16 protein-coding genes and 1 tRNA gene are annotated in these 18,758 nt (G+C 65.8%); 12 read left to right on the forward strand and 5 right to left on the reverse strand.

Annotated features, from left to right (window positions below):
• The 6 genes from ASC78_RS14335 to ASC78_RS27470 all read left to right on the forward strand — a co-directional run.
• The coding region (locus tag ASC78_RS14335; RefSeq protein WP_157634456.1) for a tandem-95 repeat protein at positions 1-2,563 on the forward strand (2,563 nt) is incomplete at its 5' end.
• A 70-nt stretch (positions 2,564-2,633) separates the two neighbouring features.
• Complete coding sequence (locus ASC78_RS14340; protein WP_055802463.1) at positions 2,634-3,968, forward strand: TolC family outer membrane protein; 1,335 nt, start codon at positions 2,634-2,636, stop codon at positions 3,966-3,968.
• On the forward strand, positions 3,965-6,157 hold the full coding sequence (locus ASC78_RS14345) for a type I secretion system permease/ATPase (protein ID WP_055802465.1): 2,193 nt from the start codon (positions 3,965-3,967) through the stop codon (positions 6,155-6,157). Before ASC78_RS14340 ends, ASC78_RS14345 begins: the two co-directional genes overlap by 4 nt.
• A complete protein-coding gene (locus ASC78_RS14350; RefSeq protein WP_055802467.1) occupies positions 6,154-7,386 on the forward strand; it encodes an HlyD family efflux transporter periplasmic adaptor subunit in 1,233 nt (410 codons plus the stop codon). The genes ASC78_RS14345 and ASC78_RS14350 overlap by 4 nt, the downstream gene beginning before the upstream one ends.
• 55 nt (positions 7,387-7,441) lie before the next feature.
• Complete coding sequence (gene bamE / locus ASC78_RS14355; RefSeq protein WP_055802469.1) at positions 7,442-7,885, forward strand: outer membrane protein assembly factor BamE domain-containing protein; 444 nt, start codon at positions 7,442-7,444, stop codon at positions 7,883-7,885.
• Between the two features lie 83 nt (positions 7,886-7,968).
• Positions 7,969-8,358, forward strand: a complete 390-nt coding sequence (locus ASC78_RS27470; protein ID WP_162246103.1) for a hypothetical protein — start codon at positions 7,969-7,971, stop codon at positions 8,356-8,358.
• Between the two features lie 102 nt (positions 8,359-8,460).
• On the opposite strand, the gene ASC78_RS28295 is transcribed toward ASC78_RS27470, so the two are convergent.
• From ASC78_RS28295 to ASC78_RS14370, 4 genes are all read right to left on the reverse strand, one after another.
• Positions 8,461-8,850 carry a tyrosine-type recombinase/integrase gene (locus ASC78_RS28295; RefSeq protein ID WP_327198127.1) on the reverse strand — a complete coding sequence of 130 codons (390 nt, stop codon included), beginning with the start codon at positions 8,848-8,850 and terminating at the stop codon, positions 8,461-8,463.
• Positions 8,798-9,742 carry a tyrosine-type recombinase/integrase gene (locus ASC78_RS14360; RefSeq protein ID WP_327198128.1) on the reverse strand — a complete coding sequence of 315 codons (945 nt, stop codon included), beginning with the start codon at positions 9,740-9,742 and terminating at the stop codon, positions 8,798-8,800. Before ASC78_RS14360 ends, ASC78_RS28295 begins: the two co-directional genes overlap by 53 nt.
• 191 nt (positions 9,743-9,933) lie before the next feature.
• Positions 9,934-10,008, reverse strand: a tRNA-Arg gene (locus ASC78_RS14365).
• A 75-nt stretch (positions 10,009-10,083) separates the two neighbouring features.
• On the reverse strand, positions 10,084-10,320 hold the full coding sequence (locus tag ASC78_RS14370) for a hypothetical protein (RefSeq protein ID WP_055802472.1): 237 nt from the start codon (positions 10,318-10,320) through the stop codon (positions 10,084-10,086).
• A 313-nt stretch (positions 10,321-10,633) separates the two neighbouring features.
• Here ASC78_RS14370 and ASC78_RS14375 point away from each other — a divergent pair, with 313 nt between their 5' ends.
• From ASC78_RS14375 to ASC78_RS14390, 4 genes are all read left to right on the forward strand, one after another.
• Entirely contained in the window at positions 10,634-11,659 is a 1,026-nt protein-coding gene (locus ASC78_RS14375) for a Bug family tripartite tricarboxylate transporter substrate binding protein (protein WP_055802474.1), read from the forward strand.
• Positions 11,660-11,780: 121 nt separating this feature from the next.
• Positions 11,781-12,302 carry a tripartite tricarboxylate transporter TctB family protein gene (locus tag ASC78_RS14380; protein WP_055803345.1) on the forward strand — a complete coding sequence of 174 codons (522 nt, stop codon included), beginning with the start codon at positions 11,781-11,783 and terminating at the stop codon, positions 12,300-12,302.
• Positions 12,303-12,323: 21 nt separating this feature from the next.
• Positions 12,324-13,853 carry a tripartite tricarboxylate transporter permease gene (locus ASC78_RS14385; protein WP_055802476.1) on the forward strand — a complete coding sequence of 510 codons (1,530 nt, stop codon included), beginning with the start codon at positions 12,324-12,326 and terminating at the stop codon, positions 13,851-13,853.
• A 17-nt stretch (positions 13,854-13,870) separates the two neighbouring features.
• Entirely contained in the window at positions 13,871-14,707 is an 837-nt protein-coding gene (locus ASC78_RS14390) for a cytidylate kinase family protein (RefSeq protein ID WP_055802478.1), read from the forward strand.
• A gap of 135 nt (positions 14,708-14,842) precedes the next feature.
• Here ASC78_RS14390 and ASC78_RS14395 read toward each other — a convergent pair whose 3' ends face one another.
• Positions 14,843-15,451, reverse strand: coding sequence for a Crp/Fnr family transcriptional regulator (locus ASC78_RS14395; protein ID WP_055802480.1), 609 nt, complete (start codon positions 15,449-15,451; stop codon positions 14,843-14,845).
• 156 nt (positions 15,452-15,607) lie between these two features.
• On the opposite strand from ASC78_RS14395, the gene oxc reads away from it, so the two are divergent.
• Both oxc and frc read left to right on the forward strand, forming a co-directional pair.
• A complete protein-coding gene (gene oxc, locus ASC78_RS14400; RefSeq protein WP_055802482.1) occupies positions 15,608-17,446 on the forward strand; it encodes an oxalyl-CoA decarboxylase in 1,839 nt (612 codons plus the stop codon).
• A gap of 26 nt (positions 17,447-17,472) precedes the next feature.
• Positions 17,473-18,744 (forward strand): formyl-CoA transferase, encoded by a 1,272-nt coding sequence (gene frc, locus ASC78_RS14405; RefSeq protein WP_028259226.1) that lies wholly within the window; start codon positions 17,473-17,475, stop codon positions 18,742-18,744.
• Positions 18,745-18,758 lie beyond the last annotated feature (14 nt).

Genomic DNA, 18,758 nt, shown 5'->3' on the forward strand with positions numbered 1-18,758 from the left:
AGACAGCTTCACCGTCACGGTCAGCGACGGCCACGGTGGCACGACGACGAGCACCGTGACCGTGACCATCAACCCCGTCAACGACGCCCCCGTGTTCGTCGACGGCGGTGGCACCCCGGTGAACACGACGGACGGCTACGTCTTCGGCTACGACGAAAACCGCCCCGCAGGCACCGTGCTCGGCACCGTCCGCGCCACGGACGTCGACAGCGCGACCATCACCTACAGCATCCTCTCGGGCAACGACAACGGCTACTTCGCCATCAATCCGGTCACGGGCGCGATCAGCCTCACGGCTGCAGGCGCTGCGGCGTTCGTGAACGACTACGAGGCAGGCGCCAACGGGCACGCGCTGGTGGTCGGCGCGAACGACGGCACGGTCACCACGTCCATCCCCGTCACGCTCAACGAGCAGAACCTCAACGACGCACCGACGGCGCCCGACGACAACAAGACCACGGACGAAGACACGCCGGTCAGCGGCCAGATCGTCGGCAGCGACGTCGACGGCGACACGCTCACCTACGCCAAGGGCAGCAACCCGGCCCACGGCACGGTGACGGTCAACGCCGATGGCACCTACACCTATGTTCCCGGCCCGAACTTCAACGGCACCGACAGCTTCACCGTCACGGTGAGCGACGGCCACGGCGGCACGACCACCAGCACGGTGAACGTGACCGTCAACCCCGTGAACGATGCGCCCTCGGCCACGGTGATTGCGCCCGAGGCTGTCTCCGAAGGCAGCCTGCCCGGCGGCATTCCGGCTGCGGGAGAGCCGCCGCTGCAATCGACCGGCACCATTTCCATCGCGGACCTGGACAGCGCGGCCGGCGACCTGTCGGTGTCGCTGAGTGGCCCCAACGGCGTCACCTCCGGCGGCCAGCCGGTGTCGTGGACCTGGGACGCGGGCACGCACACGCTCACGGGCAGCGTCACCGTCGGCGGCGTCACCACCGAGGTGATGACCGTGGCCGTGGGCAATGTCACCGCCACGGGCGCGGGGCAGTTCGAGGCGGGCTACACCGTCACGCTGAAGGCGCCGATCGACCATCTGCCGGGCAACGGCGAAGGCGTGTCGAACCTGCATTTCGAAGCCGTGGTGAGCGATGGTCAGGCCAGCGGCGCGCCGGTGGGCTTCGAGGTGCCCGTCAAGGACGATGCGCCGGTGCTCGTGAACGGCGAGCAGGCCGTCGACGTGGCGCCGATCGATACCAACCTCATGGTGATCCTGGACCTTTCCGGGAGCATGGGGCAGGAAACCCCGACACGCCTCAGCCGTGCGAAAGAGGCTGTCCAGAATCTGATCGACGGCTACGACCTGTACGGCGACGTGCGGGTGCAGCTCGTCACCTTCAGCACGACCGGGGCGTCGCAGCAGGCCTGGATGACGGCGGCCGAAGCCAAGGCGCTGGTGCAGAACCTGCAGGCCAGTGGCAGCACCAACTACGACGCCGCCCTGGCTGCGGCGATGAACGGCTTCTCGGCCACCGGCAAGCTGGACGGGGCCCAGAACGTGTCCTACTTCCTCACGGACGGCGAGCCGACCCTGGGCGACGGCAACACGGGGCAGTTGGCGAACAGCAGCAACAGCAGTACGGCCGATAGGGGCATCCAGGCCGGGGAAGAAGCGATCTGGACGAACTTCCTCAGCACCCACCAGATCAACTCGTTCGCACTGGGCCTGGGCTCGAGCCTGAACGCGGAGGCACAGGCTTTCATCGACCCCATCGCCTACAACGGCAACACCGGCGCGAACACCAACGGGCAGATCGTCACCGACACGAGCCAACTGAACGACATGCTGCAAGGCACGATCAGCGTGCCGCCCACCGTCAGCAACCTGCTGACCGGCGGCCTCGGTGGGTCGTCGGGCTTCGGTGCCGACGGTGGCCATATGTCCACGCTGAGCATCGACGGCACCACCTACGCCTTCGACAGCGTCACGGGACTGATGACGAAGACTGGCCCGGCCACCGGCAGCGACTACAGCTACAACGCGGCGACACACCAGGTCACCATCGCCACGGCGCAGGGCGGCAAGCTGGTTGTGGACTTCGACTCGGGCGAATTCAGCTACCAGGTGGCACCGAGGACCGCCGCCTCGCAGAATTACGACGAGACCCTCAGCTACCAAGTGGTCGACCGCGACGGCGATGCGAGCAACGCGGCCACGCAGACGCTGCATGTCAACTACACGCCCAGCGCTGGTGCAGCGGGGGCGGCAGCGCTCTTCGCCTCGGCCGACTCGCTGGGTCTGGCCGGTGTCGACGAGGTGACGGTGTCGCTCGAGCAGCAGCAATCGCACGACGCGCCGCAGTTTCCCTTCGGCGACAGCCCGTGGGGCGGCATGCAGCTGTCCGACATGCTGCAGGGCTTCGGCGCTGCCGAGTCGCTGCATGCGCTGCTGCAGGTCGCGTTCCCGCCGGCCTTCGCGAGCACGCAGGCATCGCCCACGGTGCTGGCCCTGGCGTCATCGGCCGACTCGCTCGCGGCCTACGCACCGCCCGTGGCCCCTTCGCTCGACGACGAGCTTCACATGGGCCTCGCGTTTCACCACTGACCGACCGGGGCGTCGGCGCCGCTTGCGGCGTCGACACCTTGGTCCACACGCTGTCCGCACGTTCTTACGCATGTTTGCTTCCCGTCTTCTTCCGACCGCCGCCGCGGGCCTTTTATTCCTGCTCGCCGGAACGGGGGCGTTTGCGCAAGCGAGCGCCGCCACCCCGCTGGGCATGACCGAGGCCGTGCGCCTGGCCGCCACATCGCACCCGACCGTGCGCAACGCCGTCGGGCAAGCGCTGCAGGCGGGCGAGGGCATTGCGGCCGCGCGCTCGGGCTACTACCCGCAGGTCAGCGCGGGCCTCAGCGCACGCACGGGCAACCGCCAGCTGCAGACCGACGGTCGCCGCCAGGTGCACCAGGCCTCGCTGTCGGTGACCCAGATGCTGTACGACTTCGGCAAGGTGTCGAGCGCCGTGAACGAGGCCGAGGCCTCGGCCACGGCCGCGCGCGCCAAGCTGCTGTTGGCGGTCGACGACGTGGTGCGCGACACCGCCCAGGCGTGGATCGAAGTGCATCGCCAGCAGGCGCTCGGCGAAATCGCGCAGGCCCAGGTGAAGGGCGTGCAGTCGCTGGCCGGCCTGGTGGGCGAGCGCCAGGCCAAGGGCGCCACCAGCCAGTCCGACGTGGCACAGGCGCAGTCGCGTCTGGAAGCCGCGCGCGCCCAGCAACTCAACACCGCGTCGCAGGCCGAGCGCTGGCGCCTTAACCTCATGCATCTGACCCAGGGCCGAATGCCGGCCGACATTGCCGGCGAAGCGTCGGCACCGCTCGCGAGCGCCTGCGCCGCGCACCCGCAGACGGCCTTGCCCGCACCGACCGTGCAGATGGCGCAGGCCGAGCGCGACATAGCACAGGCCGCGCTGCGCGGTGCCGATGCCCAGTTGCTGCCCACGCTGTCGCTCAACGCCGGCGTCAATCGAGGGCTCGAATCGGGCGCGCGGCTTGCCGGCCAGTCCGCCACCGAAAGCACGCTCACCGTGAACTTCAGCGCGCCGCTGTACGAAGGCGGGCGCAGCCAGGCCCGCCAGCGCGCCGCCTTGCACGCCGTCGAAGCGGCCGAGGCCGCGCTGGGCTATGCACAGTTGAGCGTACGGCAGCGGCTCGAAGACGCGCGCGTGCAATCGCAAGGCCACGCGCAGCGCCTGCCCGTGCTCGCCGCGCGCGTGCACAGCACGCAGCGCACGCGCGACCTGTACCGCGAGCAGTACCTGCAGCTGGGCACGCGCTCGCTGCTCGACCTGCTCAATGCGGAGCAGGAGTTCCACGGCGCGCGCTTCGAGCAGGCCGAGAGCGTGCACGAAGTGCAGCGCCTCGCGGTCGAGTGCCTGTACCAGTCGGGCCGCCTGCGCGAAGCCTTCGGGCTGGTCGATGCGGGCGACCTCGTGGCCGGGGGCCAGCCATGACCGCCACCACGATGCCCGAGCTTTCTGCCGCGCGCGGCCCCGAGCTGCTCGCCGGCTGGGTCGACGCCGTGCTGGCCGTGGCCGCCCACTACCACCTGGACACCTCGCGCGAGCGCATCCGCGGCGCTGCCGCGTGGAGCGACCACGAAGACATCGGCGAGCGCGTGCGCCAGATGGCCCGCCAGGCCGGGCTCACCGTGCGCCAGGTCGCGCCGCGCCTGGACACCCTGAGCCCCTGGCGGCTGCCCGTGGTGCTGCAGCTGCGCGACGGACAGGTGGCCGTGGTCACCGCCATCTCGGCGCAGGGCCTGCGCGTGATGCTCGGTGGCGACCAGGGCGCAGAAACCGTCTGCACGATCGATGAGCTGGAGCCCGCGCTCGAAGCCATGGCCGTGCTGCGGCCCGCGCAGTCCGCACCCGACTCGCGCGTCGATGCCTACATCCGCCCCGTCGAGCCGCACTGGCTGCGACAGATCGTGCTGGCCGACTGGCGGCCCTATGCGCACATCCTCGTCGCGTCACTCGCCTACAACCTGATGGCGCTCGCCGGCACGCTGTTCTCGATGCAGGTGTACGACCGCGTGGTGCCCGCGCAGTCGCTGCCCACGCTGCATGTGCTGTTCGGCGGCGTGCTGCTGTCGATTGCGTTCAGTTGGGTCATGCGCGGCGCGCGCATGCGCATCACCGACGTGGTGGGCAAGCGCGCCGACCTGCGCATTTCTGACCGCGTGTTCGGCCACGCGCTGCGCGTGCGCGGCTCGGCGCGCCCGCGCGCCACCGGCACCTTCATCTCGCAGCTGCGCGAGCTGGAGCCCGTGCGCGAAATGCTCACGTCGACCACCGTGGCGGCCGTGGCCGACCTGCCGTTCTTCTTCGTCTTCTGCGTGCTCTTCTGGTTCATTGCCGGCTGGCTCGTGCTGGTGCCGCTGGCCGCGTGCGTGCTGCTGCTCGTGCCCAGCCTGCTGGCGCAGCCGCGTCTGCGCGCACTGGCCCAGGCAGGCATGCGCGAATCGTCGCTGCGCAACGCCATGCTGGTCGAGGCCGTGCAGGGCATCGACGACATCAAGGTGCTGCAGGCCGAGCCGCGTTTCCAGAACCAGTGGAACCACTACAACGCCGTCAACGCCGACTCGGGCCTGCAACTGCGCGCGCTGCTCAACACCCTGAGCAACTGGACGCAGACCGTGCAGGGCGGCGCCTTCGCCTTCGTCGTGTTCTTCGGTGCGCCGCTGGTGATGGACGGCCACATGAGCACCGGCGTGCTCGTGGCCGCGTCGATCCTGTCGACCCGCATGCTCGCGCCGCTGGCGGGCGTGACGCAGGTGCTCAACCGCTGGCAGCAGGCCAAGGTGGCCGGCGAATCGCTCGACCAGCTCATGAAGCTTCCGGTCGACCACCCGCCCCACGAAACGCGCGTGCACCGGCCCGCCGTGCAGGGCGACTACACGCTGCGCGACGCCGTCTTCAGCCACGACGGCCAGACCACCGCGCTGCACGTGAAGGCGCTGCACATCGGCCCTGGCGAGCGCATTGCCGTGCTCGGGTGCAACGGTGCGGGCAAGTCGACGCTGCTGCAGGCGCTGTCGGGTCTCATCGAACCGCGCGCGGGCAGTGTGGTGCTCGACGGCGTTTCGATGGCCCACATCGATCCCGCCGACGTGCGCCGCGACGTCGGCTTGCTCGCGCAAGACGCGCGCCTGTTCCACGGCACCCTGCGCGAGAACCTGCAGATGGGCGCGCCCCATGCCACCGATGCCGAACTGATCACCGCCCTGCAAGCCACCGGCGCCTGGGCCTTCGTGCGCCGTTTGCCCACGGGGCTGGACCATCCGCTGCTGGAAGGCGGGCGCGGCCTCTCGGGCGGGCAGCGCCAGAGCCTGCTGCTCGCGCGGCTCATGCTCCGCCGCCCCAGCGTGCTGCTGCTCGACGAGCCCACCGCCTCGCTCGACGAAGTGGCCGAGCGCGAAGTGATCGAACAACTGCGCGCTCTGTCCGCAGGCCGCACGCTGGTGCTGGCCACGCATCGCCCGGCCGTGCTCGATGCGGTGGACCGCATCCTCGTGGTAGATGGCGGCGCCGTCGTACTCGACGGGCCGCGCGACCAAGTGATGGCACGGCTGCGCCAAGGCGCGGCGGCATCGCGCGAGACAACGGCCCTCGCAGGCCGTGGCAAGGAGGCACAGGCATGAACGCCGTGACATTGACCAAGGCAGCGGTGCCTGCGCAGGTATCCACCGCCACCGTGTGGGGCCCTGGCGGCGCCGGCGACTTCGACGAGGCGCGCGCCAGCGGCTCCGCGCGCGTCGTGTGGTTCGTTGCGCTCTTTCTGCTCGCGTTCTTCGTGTGGGCCTGGTGCTTCGAAATCGACGAAGTGTCCAGCGGCATGGGCAAGGTGATTCCCAGCTCGCGTGAGCAGCGCATCCAGTCGCTCGAAGGCGGCATCCTTGCCGAGCTGCGCGTGCACGAAGGCGAGATCGTCGAGAAGGGCCAGGTGCTCGCGCAGCTCGACCCGACGCGCGGCGAATCGAGCGTGGAAGAAACCGCCGCGCGCTACCGCGCCGCGCTGGCCAGTAGCGTGCGCCTGCGCGCTGAGGTGGAAGGGCGCAGCACCCTTCAGTTCCCCGCCGAGCTGAAGGCGTACGCGCAGCTGGTCGACTCCGAAAGCGCGCTCTTCCGCTCCCGGCAGGGCAGCATGCGCGACACCGTTTCAGGCCTGGGCCAGGCGCTTGCGCTCGTGCGCAAAGAGCTCGACATCACGCGCTCGCTGCAGGTGAGCGGCGCGGCCAGCAACGTCGAGCTCATCCGCCTGCAACGCCAGGCCGCCGACCTGGAGCTGAAGATCTCCGAGGCGCGATCGAACTACATGGTGCGCAGCCGCGAAGAACTCGCCAAGGCCGATGCCGAGGTGAAGTCTTTGTCGTCCGTGGTGCGCGGGCGTGCAGACTCGCTCGAGCGGCTCACCCTGAACTCGCCCGTGCGCGGCATCGTCAAGAGCTTGCAGGTCACCACCATCGGCGGTGTCGTGCCGCCTAACGGCTCTCTCCTGACCCTGGTGCCGCTGGACGACCAGTTGCTGGTCGAGGCGCGCATCTCGCCTCGCGACATCGCCTTCATGCGGCCCGGGCAGGAGGCGCAGATCAAGGTCACCGCTTATGACTACGCCGTGTACGGCGGCCTCAAAGGGCGTGTGGTGACCATCGCACCCGACACGCAGCGCGACGAGGTCAAGCCCGAGATCGTGTACTACCCCGTACTCGTGCGCACCGACTCCGACGCACTTACCGACAAGGCCGGCCGCCGCATGCCCATCGTGCCCGGCATGGTGACTACCGCCGACATCCGCACCGGTCGCAAGACCGTGTGGGACTACCTGACCAAGCCGCTGAACAAGGCGCGCGAAGCCATGCGCGAGCGCTGATTCGCGCGCGCTCATCTCTCCCAAGAATCCCATCTGACCCAAGAGGAAGCTAGCCATGAAAAAGACCCCGCACGCATCACCCACCGTTGCCGCCTTCGCGCTCGCCGCCGCGCTGCTCGGCGCCGCCACCCATGTGGCAGCGCGCGATAACCCTGTAGACCCCGTGAGCAACCCCGACAAGCTGGACTATCGCGACGTCGAGGCGCGCCGCCCTGACTTCAAGGAGCCCTTTCTGCGCGACGGCATCGTGTCGCGGCCCGCGCGCTTTCGCGAGATCAAGCCCGGGATCAATCAGGCCCATGTGCTCGCCGTGCTCGGGCAGGCGCTGAGGCAACAGCGCGGCGCGCTCGGCACTGAGTGGGACTACCAGTTCAAGTTCCAAATGCCGCAATCGGCCAACTATCTCGTATGCCAGTACAAAGTCGTGTTCGACGACAGCCAAACCGTGCGCAGCGCCGCGTGGCGCCGTCGGCAATGCTTGGATCTGATCCCGCACTGAACTGCCAGCCGGTGATCGAGCCGTCAAATCTTCGCCTGGGTGAATAGTGGCCTTAGCCGGTGCCGTTTGATGCAAAACCTGTAGTGCGTCCCTACGAAGCCTTCGTGTACGGAAACGCTGCAGATGAGCCGAACAAGTTGGCCGAGCGTTGCTTGGAGGTGATCGAGAGCACGCTCAAGAGCGTCGAACGCGTCACAGCCTGCTTACGCGCCGCCGAATTGGAACAGGGCATCGGAATCGCGGCCATGACGCGCACGGAAATCGCCGACGCTGCTGAATGGCACCGCGCCAAGCTACAAGGTCTGCTGGCTGTGAAGCTGCGACGCACTGGTTGTGGTGACCTTCAAGTGGTGGAAGACCTTCATTTGGTCGTGCGGATCAAACCCAGACTCACGGCCGCACCAATACCCGCAGTGCCCGTCTTCTCAAAAGGTGACTTGGTTCACCCGATGCCAAATGATCAAACTGACTGACTCGGCACATCGTATTTGCACTTTGCCGCTGATTGTTCGCATGCCTCTTTTGGGAGATGCATCGTGATCCGTCGCACCAAGCGGTTTCGAAGAAACCTCCTCCTATTGAGCAACATCGCGCTGTGGTTGTACGTCGGCCTCCTCGCTGCCCTCGCGATTGAAGCGCTTCTTGGATAGGCTGCGCAGCCAGTGGGCAAAGCCGGGAGCGCCATACAGGCCGCTAACAACCAATCCTGCGATGCGCAGCTTGTCCAGGTAGTCCGCCCAGCGTTGCATCATTTCCCGGCGCGCGGGGAGATGTGCGGTGCGGTTGTACGCACGACCGTTGGCATCCTTGACCGTGTGGGAGAGCTGGTGCTCGATGAAGTCCACGCGCTCGCCAAGCACCTCATCCATGATCGTCCGCGCGGTTGCCCTGAAGCCGTGGGCCGTGTGGACTTCAGCGCTGTAGCCCATCCCGCGCAGAGCGGCATTGATCGTGTTCTCGCTCATGGGCGTTCACCCGTCCGTATGCTGGGAAACACAAACCGTCCATGACAAACCGTCCATGCCCTGTGATCGGGTGGAGGTTCCGCAGGATATCCATCGCTTGGGTTGCTAGCGGTACGACGTGATCGACCTTCATTTTCATCTTCGGGCCGGAGATGCGCCACTCGGCCGCGTCCAGGTCGATCTCGGCCCATTCCGCGGTGCGCAACTCGCCAGGCCGGACAAACAGCAGAGGGGAAAGCTTCAGCGCGGCAACAGTAGTGGGGTGGCCGCTATAGGCGTGGATCGAGCGCATCAGGTCTCCGACTCGCTTGGGCTCGGTAATGGCGGCGAAGTGCTTGGTCACTTTCGAAGCCAGAGCTTCGCTCAGATCGGCGGTTACGTCCCTCTCTGCCAGTCCTGACACCACTGCGAAGCGAAACACCTGCCCGCAAAGCTGCTTGACGCGATGGGCGGTATCGATAGCGCCGCGTGCTTCCAGCTTGCGCACCACTCGCTCCAGGATGTCGCGCGGGGCGATGGTGGACATTGGCATCTTGCCGATGAAGGGGAACACGTCCTTCTCGAGCCATGTCTTGACCTTGAGCTGCATTCCACTCGCTCGTTTGGCCGCAGTCTTTCCCAGCCACTCGCGCGCAACCGCCTCGAACGTATTCGCCGCTGCGTCCGCTCGGGCTCTCTTTTCTTCGCGCTTGGCCGCGCTCGGGTCAGTCCCGTCTGCCAAAAGCTCGCGGGCGGCGGCGCGGCGATCCCGAGCTTTGGCCAGCGAGACCTCTGGGTAGGTTCCCAGCGCTAGCGTTTTCCGCTTGCCGGCGAAGGTGTAATCCATTCGCCAGTATTTCCCAGCAATCTTCACCAACAGGTACATGCCGGCGCCGTCGGCATATTTGAGCAAACGTGTCTGTCAGTGCCATCTCTACTCCTTGACGGTATCTCGTCACGGGGATTTCCGGGATACCGGCAAAAGTAACGGTATTTCCGTGCGATAGGCTATGCCGCGCGTCGTCCGCGAGGCAAAGAAAAACCCGCTACGCCTTGGAGCGTGCGGGTTTCTGATGTGGGGTGAGACGCCGTGAACCGGGTCCTTGGTGCCTTCGACAGGAATCGAACCTGTATCTGAGTCTTAGGAGGACCCCGTTCTATCCATTGAACTACGAAGACGAAGGGCGGCCCGGACTTTACCAGTTCGGGGCGCCTCCGGAGCGGCCGCTGGCGCGACGTCGCTCGGTTTGTTGCCTAGCGCAGGCCGATGCGCGAGGCGTGCCAGCGCAGCACGTCGGCGCGCAGCGGGTCTGATGCCTCGATGCGGTTGGCGCGCACTTGGAGGGCGCGCATCTGCTCGACTTCGTCGATGACCTTGCCGGGGCTCAGCAAGGCCTGAACGAGCACGCTGGCCTCTTCGGCGAGTGCCTTGAGCGCGCCAGCCAAGCCACCGGATGCGCTCGCGCCGGACGATCGTTCAAGGGTAGGCATAAAAAACTCCTGCGTTGGGTGGATGGGTTGAATTGCCCTCCATTTTAGGGTTTACCCGGATTCCCCTCGGAAAGGCTCAAAAAGACAGCGCAGTGCGTGCCGCTCCGCGTAGCTCTGCCCACCTGCGGAGGCCGCATCGGAGCGCCGTTCCCGCTCGATCGCTCACCACGCGGCGCGGGGTTACCCCAAGACAAAATCTTGAAAAAGTTGACCATGGTCAAGCAAGCGAAGTTCGTCCAGCGCGCACCATCTGCCCTGTTCGCATCTCGGCTCAGATTCACGAAAAAAGAGCGCCCCATACACAGGAGACAACATGATGAAGAACTTCTTTTCGCGCACCCGCACTTGTCGGGCAAAAGTCTTCGCCGCAGCCATGTTGGCGCTCGCGGTGGCCACACCAGCCTCCGCGTGGGAGCCCACCAAACCGGTGGAGTTCGTGATCCCGGCAGGCACCGGCGGAGGTGCCGACCAGATGGGGCGGCTGCTGCAGGGCATCGTCATCAAGTACAAGCTGATGAAGGAGCCGCTGATCGTCGTCAACAAGTCGGGCGGCGCGGGCGCAGAGGGCTTCCTGGCGGTGAAGGAAGCCAAGGGCGATCCGCACAAGATCGTGATCTCGCTGTCCAACCTGTTCACCACGCCGATGGCCACGGGCGTGCCCTTCAACTGGAAGGACATGACGCCGGTCGCGATGATGGCGCTCGACCAGTTCGTGCTGTGGACCAATGCCGAGCAGCCGTACAAGAATGCCGGGGAGTACATCGCGGCGGCCAAGGCGGCGGGCCCGAGCAAGTTCAAGATGGCGGGCACAGGCTCCAAGCAGGAAGACCAGATCATCACGGTCGCGCTCGAGAAGGCCACCGGCACCAAGTTCATCTACGTGCCGTTCAAGGGCGGCGGCGAGGTGGCGGTGCAGCTGGTGGGCGGCCACGTGCAGTCCACCGTCAACAATCCGATCGAGGCCGTGGCCCAGTGGCGCGCGGGCAAGCTGCGCGCGCTGTGCGTGTTCGACGACGAGCGCATGCCGTTCAAAGCCAAGGTGACCGACACGCAGTCATGGAACGACATTCCCACCTGCAAGGAAGCCGGCGTTCCCACCAAGTACACCATGCTGCGCGGCATCTTCATGCCCCCCGGCGTAACGCCCGACCAGCGCGCGTTCTACGTCGACTTGCTGACCAAGATCGCCGCCACGCCGGACTGGAAGGAGTACATGGAGAAGGGTGCCTTCAACCCGACCTTCATGAGCGGCGACGCGTTCACCAAGTGGCTCACCGAAGCGGAAGCCACGCACCGTACGTTGATGAGCGAAGCCGGCTTCCTGGCCAGCAGCAAGTAACAGCGGCAACAGAGCGCCCTGCAGCGTTCCGGGCTGAGTAGACTGCCGCCGGCCGGGGCGGCGGGCGAGGCGCTGCACTCTTTTTTACGGCACATACATACACATGAACGATGGGGACTCCATGGAGCACGACGAGATTTCCGATGGCGCGCCACGCCGTGGCGTAGCGACCAACGTGGTCGAGGCGGCGGTTGCGCTGGTCCTGCTGGTGATAGGGCTGGTGGTGATCTACGAGAGCCAGAGGCTGGGCTCGGGCTGGACGAGCGATGGTCCCGGCGCGGGGTACTTCCCGTTCTACATCGGCGTGATCATCTCCATCTCGGGGGCCGGCATCCTGTATCAGGCGCTGCTTGGCAAAAACAAGAAGACCGAGGTTTTCGTGGACACGGTGCAGCTCAAGCGCGTGCTGTCGGTGCTGGTGCCGGCCACGGTCTACGTGCTGGCCATTTCAGCGCTCGGCCTGTATGTGGCTTCGGCGATCTACATCGCGCTGTTCATGGTGTTCCTGGGCAAGTACTCGTGGGTGAAGAGCGTCATTGCGGCGCTGGTGGTCAACACGGTGTTCTTCTTCATGTTCGAGGTGTGGTTCAAGGTGCCGCTGTTCAAGGGCGCACTCGATCCTCTTCGTTTTCTCGGCTACTGAATCTCACGGAGCAAATGCGAAATGGATGAAATCAGTGCCCTGATGCAGGGCTTCTCGGTGATCCTCACACCCATGAACATCGGCCTGATGTTCGTCGGCATCATCCTGGGGGTGCTGATTGGCGTGCTCCCAGGTCTGGGTGGCGCCAACGGGGTGGCAATCTTGCTGCCGCTCACGTTCACGATGTCGCCGACCTCGGCGATCATCATGCTGTCGTGCATCTACTGGGGTGCGTTGTTCGGTGGAGCCATCACCTCCATCCTGTTCAACATTCCCGGTGAGCCATGGTCGGTGGCCACCACCTTCGACGGCTATCCGATGGCGCAGCAGGGCAACGCCGGTGCCGCGCTGACCACGGCGTTCACGTCGTCCTTCGTCGGTGCGCTGCTGGCGGTGATCATGATCACCTTCCTGGCGCCGCTGGTGGCCAAGTTCGCGCTCAAGTTCGGCTCGCCCGAATTCTTTGCGGTGTACCTGCTCACCTTCTGCAGCTTCGTTGGCATGGGCAAGGGGTCGCCGTTCAAGATCCTCGCGTCGATGGCGCTTGGCTTCGCATTGGCAAGCGTGGGCATGGACACGGTCACGGGCCAGCTGCGGCTCACGTTCGGCCAGTCCGAGCTGATGCGCGGCTTCGACTTCCTGATTGCGGTGATCGGTCTGTTCGGCATCGGCGAAATTTTGCTGTCGATGGAAGAGGGCCTCAAGTTCTCCGGCAAGAGCGCGAAGATCGATCCCAAGGTGGTGCTGCAGACCTGGAAGCAGCTGCCGCAATACTGGGTGACCTCGCTGCGCAGTTCGCTCATCGGCATCTGGATGGGCATCACGCCGGGCGGCGCCACGCCGGCTTCGTTCATGGCCTACGGCCTGGCCAAGAAGATGTCGAAGCGCGGTTCCAAGTTCGGCACCGGCCAGATGGAGGGTGTCGTGGCGCCCGAGACCGCGGCGCACGCCGCCGGCACCAGCGCCCTGCTGCCGATGCTGGCGCTCGGTATTCCGGGTTCGCCCACCGCCGCGGTGCTGCTGGGCGGCCTCTTGATCTGGGGCCTGCAGCCCGGACCGCTGCTGTTCGTCGAGCAGAAGGACTTTGTCTGGGGCCTCATCGCCAGCATGTACCTGGGCAACATCGTCGGCCTGATCGTGGTGCTGAGCACGGTGCCGCTGTTCGCATCGATCCTGCGCATTCCGTTTTCGATCATTGCGCCGGTGATCATCGTGATCTGCGCCATCGGCGCCTACACGGTGCACAACGCGATGCTCGACATCTGGTTCATGCTGGGCTTCGGCGTGGTGGGGTATTTGTTCAAGAAGCTCGACTTCCCGCTGGCGCCGCTGGTGCTGGCACTGGTGCTCGGGGACAAGGCGGAAGACTCGTTCCGCCAGGCCATGCTGGTCTCTCAGGGCGACGTGATGATCATGTTCTCGAACCCGCTGGTCGGTGGCATCACCACGCTGGCGCTCCTGCTGTTGTTCTGGCCGCTGATCTCCAGGGCGCTGGCTTTCATCAAGCCGAAGAAGCCGGACGAATTCGCCGTTGAGCGGCCTGTGGACTGAACGGAACGGAACACACTATGCCAGTGATTGCACTCACCCAGGAGATGGGCTCCCTCGCCAAGGACGTGTCGCAGCGCCTTGCCGAGCAGCTCGGCCTTGAGCTCATGCGCCACGAGACGATCGAGCGCGTGGCCGACCGCATGCAGGTGCCGACCAGCTTCATCGGCCGGCTGCGCGACGGCAAGGCCGGTTTTGTCGAACGGCTCACCGCCGACAAGCGCAGCCTTGCGCTGTATACGGCCGAAGAACTCTTTGCACTGGCAGACCGCGGCAACGTGGTGCTGCGCGGCTGGGGCGCAACCTGCCTGCTTCGGCCAGTGCCGCACGTGGTGTGCGTGCGCATCACGCGCTCGATGAAGAAGCGGGTCGAATGGCTGATGGCGCACCTGGAGACCGACGACGCCGAGTTTGCAGAAGCCGAGATCCGGCGCAGCGACGACGCGCATGCGGCGCGCATGCATGCGCAGTTCGGCGTGACATGGGGCGATCCGGTGCTCTACGACCTGGTGCTCAATACCGATCGCCTCTCGGTGGACAGCAGCGTGGCGCAAATCCGTGCGCTGGTCGAGCGCCCGGAGTTTGCCGAGACGCCCGCCTCGCGCGCGCTCTTGGCCAACATGGCGCTCGCGGCGCGGGTGAAGTCGGCGCTGAAGGACAACGAGGGGACCGGCGATATTCGCGTGACCGTCGAGGCCGACCAGGGCAAGGTAAAGCTGAGCGGCATCGTTCTCAATGCACAAGAACGCGCGCTCACGGAGGATGTAGCCTCCAAGGTCGACGGCGTGAGCGACGTGGACAACGCGCTGCGCCTGATGACCGTTCCGCGCCGCTTCGCCTCGGCGAAGCAGACCTGAACCATCCACGGACAATTCTTCGAAGCCCAGATTCTTTTCGTGAAACACCGAGGAACCGGCTTTGCCGGGCCTCTGGTGTTGCCCCCGGTAGGGGGTTGGCGAAGCGACACGAAGTGCGCGAAGACTGGGGGCGAGCTAAATTTTCCCGCGCTTGCGGAGGCGGCTCAGGGTTTCCGCGGAGAGATTGAGGTACGAGGCCAATTCCTTGCTCGGAATGCGGTCTTCGAGCTCGGGGTGCTTGCGCATGAACCGGTGCACGCGGCCGGGTGCGTCGAGCAAGTGCAGCGTGATGGTGTGCGCCATGATTTCGCTCATGCCGCGCATCACGCAGTACTCGAACAGTTCCTTGGTCTCGGGGTGGCGGTCCAGAAACGCGATCCACTCCTTCAGCGGCAGGCTGGCCACGCGCGCCTTGGTGACGCACACGATGCCGTAGGGCGTGGGCGTGCCCAGCCGCAGCGCCGCGTAGCTGGTTTCCATGTCGTGCGCGTCGGCAAAGCGCAGGATCATTTCCTTGCCCTCGGGGTTGCTCACCACCCGCTTGAGGATGCCGTCCAGGATGAAGTACTGCTCCATCTCGCGCACGCCCTGGTGCAGCAGAAAGTCGCCCTTGTTGCCGTCCACGATGACGAGATGGGTTTCCAGCTCGGTGCGCTCGCTCTCGCTCAGGTCCTTGAGAAGGATGTTCTGCCGGAGCTGCGCGCGAATGATGTTTTTCTCCGGGTGGTTTTCCAACAACGTCATGGGTCCCGTCTTGCTCGAATTCGCAACAACAACATCTGGTTCATCTGGCCGGTGCCGTTTTCCGGAAAGTTGACCGAGGTCAACGCCCGAAAGCATGCCCCCGAATCATAGTCCCGGCTCGGGCCTCGGCCATTCACCCAAGCAAGAAGGAGAGACATGTCTTCAGTAAGAACGGACAAAGAGGCATCCACGACCCTGGACGACGCCCTCAAGCCCAAGAACCGGGCCGCAGAAGGCGAAGCGGTCGTGGTCGCCCTCAAACACCCCACGGAGGAGGCAGTGGCGGCGCACGACGCGACGATCGACGGCTTCCACCTGGTCATCGATGCGCTGAAGCTGAACGACATCGACACCATCTTCGGCCTGCCGGGCATCCCGATCACCGACCTCACGCGCATGGCACAGGCCGAAGGCCTGCGGGTCATCTCGTTCCGCCACGAGCAGCATGCGGGCAACGCGGCTGCGGCCGCCGGCTTTCTCACGCAGAAGCCGGGCATCTGCCTGACGGTGTCGGCGCCCGGCTTCCTGAACGGCCTGACGGCGCTGGCGAACGCCACCACCAACTGCTTCCCGATGATTCTCATCAGCGGATCGAGCGAGCGCGAGATCGTCGACTTGCAGCAGGGCGACTACGAAGAGATGGACCAGCTCGCGATCGCCAAGCCGCTGTGCAAGGCCGCCTTCCGCGTGCTGCATGCCGAAGACATTGGCGTGGGCATCGCACGCGCCATCCGTTCGGCGCTGTCGGGCCGCCCCGGCGGCGTGTACCTGGACCTGCCAGCCAAGCTGTTCGCTCAGACCATGAACGCCGAAGCCGGCCGCCGTTCGCTCATCAAGGTGATCGACCCGGCACCGCGCCAGATTCCGGCGCCCGATGCCGTCAATCGCGCACTCGACCTGCTCAAGGGTGCGAAGAAGCCGCTCATCCTGCTGGGCAAGGGCGCCGCCTACGCGCAGGCCGATGCCGACATCCGCGCATTCATCGAGAAGACCGGCATTCCCTACTTGCCCATGTCGATGGCCAAGGGCCTCTTGCCCGACACGCATGCGCAATCGGCCGCGGCCGCGCGCTCCTACGTGCTGCAGGAAGCCGACGTGGTGATGCTGGTCGGCGCGCGCCTCAACTGGCTGCTGTCGCACGGCAAGGGCAAGACCTGGGGCCAGGAGAAGGGCGCCAAGCAGTTCATCCAGATCGACATTGCACCGACCGAGATCGACAGCAACGTGGCCATTGCCGCGCCGGTGATCGGCGACATCGGCTCCTGCGTGGCGGCACTGCTCGCTGGCGTCGACTCCAAGTGGGCCAAGCCCCCGGCCGAATGGACCGGAGCCATTGCCGAGCGCAAGGACAAGAACCTCTCGAAGATGGCCGTGACGCTGGCCGCGCGGCCTTCGCCGATGAACTTCCACAGCGCGCTGAGCGTGATCCGCGACCAGGTGAAGGCACGGCCCGACGCCATCGTGGTGAACGAGGGCGCCAACACGCTTGACTTCGCGCGCAGCATCGTCGACATGTACGAGCCGCGCAAGCGCCTGGACGTGGGCACCTGGGGAATCATGGGCATCGGCATGGGCTTTGCCGTGGCGGCCGCGGTGGTCACCGACAAGCCGGTGATCGCCATCGAAGGCGACAGCGCCTTCGGCTTCAGCGGCATGGAGGTGGAGACCATCTGCCGCTACAACCTGCCGATCTGCATCGTCGTGTTCAACAACAACGGCGTCTACCGCGGCACTGACGTCAACCCGAGCGGCACGCCCGACGTGGCGCCCACCGTGTTCGTGAAGAACGCGCGCTACGACAAGCTGATGGAAGCGTTCGGCGGCGTGGGCGTCAACGCCACCACGGCGGACGAACTGCAGAAGGCGCTGGCCGAAGCCGTCGCCTCGCGCCGTCCGACCCTGATCAACGCCGTCATCGACGAGACGGCCGGAACGGAAAGCGGCCGGATCACCAGCCTCAATCCGAGCACGGCAAAGAAAAAGCAGCAGCAGTAATCCAAGGCAACCCAGGAGTTATTCACATGAGCAACAAACCCCTCAACGGCATCAAGATCATCGACTTCACGCACGTGCAAGCCGGCCCGGCCTGTACCCAGATGCTGGCCTGGTTCGGCGCCGACGTGATCAAGGTCGAGCGCCCGGGCGCCGGAGACGTCACACGCAGCCAGCTGCGCGACATCCCGAACGTCGACGCGCTGTACTTCACCATGCTGAACAGCAACAAGCGCTCGATCACGCTGGACACGAAGAAGCCCGAAGGCAAGGCCGTGCTGGAGAAGATGATCCGCGAATCCGACGTGCTGGTCGAAAACTTTGGCCCCGGTGCGCTGGACCGCATGGGCTTTACCTGGGAACGCATCCAGGAGCTGAACCCCAAGATGATCGTCGCGTCGGTCAAGGGCTTCAGCGACGGCCACCACTATGAAGACCTGAAGGTGTACGAGAACGTGGCGCAGTGCGCCGGCGGCGCCGCCTCCACCACCGGCTGGTGGAAGGGCGAAAACTCGGCCCCGACGATCTCGGCGGCTGCGCTGGGCGACTCCAACACCGGCATGCACCTCGCCATCGGCATCCTGACGGCCATCATCGGCCGCCAGCAGACCGGCAAGGGCCAGAAGGTGGCCTGCTCGATGCAGGATGCCGTGCTCAACCTGTGCCGCGTGAAGATGCGCGACCAGCAGCGCCTGGACAGCGTGGGCTACCTGGAGGAGTACCCCCAGTACCCGCACGAGATGGACGCCTTCAAGGACGGCGTGGTGCCGCGCGGCGGCAACGCCGGCGGCGGCGGCCAGCCGGGCTGGATCCTGAAGTGCAAGGGCTGGCAAACCGACCCCAACGCCTACATCTACTTCACCGTGCAGGGCCACGCCTGGGACCCGATCTGCGACGCACTCGGCAAGCCGGAGTGGAAGACCGATCCGGACTACATGACCCCCAAGGCCCGTCAGCCGCACATCGACCAGATCTTCGCCACCATCGAGGACTTCATCAAGGACAAGACCAAGTTCGAGGCGGTCGACATCTTCCGCAAGCACGACATTCCTTGCGCGCCGGTGCTGTCGATGAAGGAACTGCTGCACGACGAGTCGCTGCGCAAGAGCGGCTCCATCGTCGAAGTGCCGCACAAGGAGCGCGGCAGTTATTGGACCATCGGCAGCCCGATCAAGTTCTCGGACCTCAAGCCCGAGGTCACCGCCTCGCCGCTCTTGGGCGAGCACACTGAACAGGTGCTGGCCGAACTGGGCTACACCCAGGCACAGATCGACAACCTGAAAGAATCGAAGGCCGTGTAGCGGACTCACCCCAG

Source organism: Variovorax sp. Root318D1, assembly GCF_001424835.1.
Classification (GTDB): domain Bacteria; phylum Pseudomonadota; class Gammaproteobacteria; order Burkholderiales; family Burkholderiaceae_C; genus Variovorax.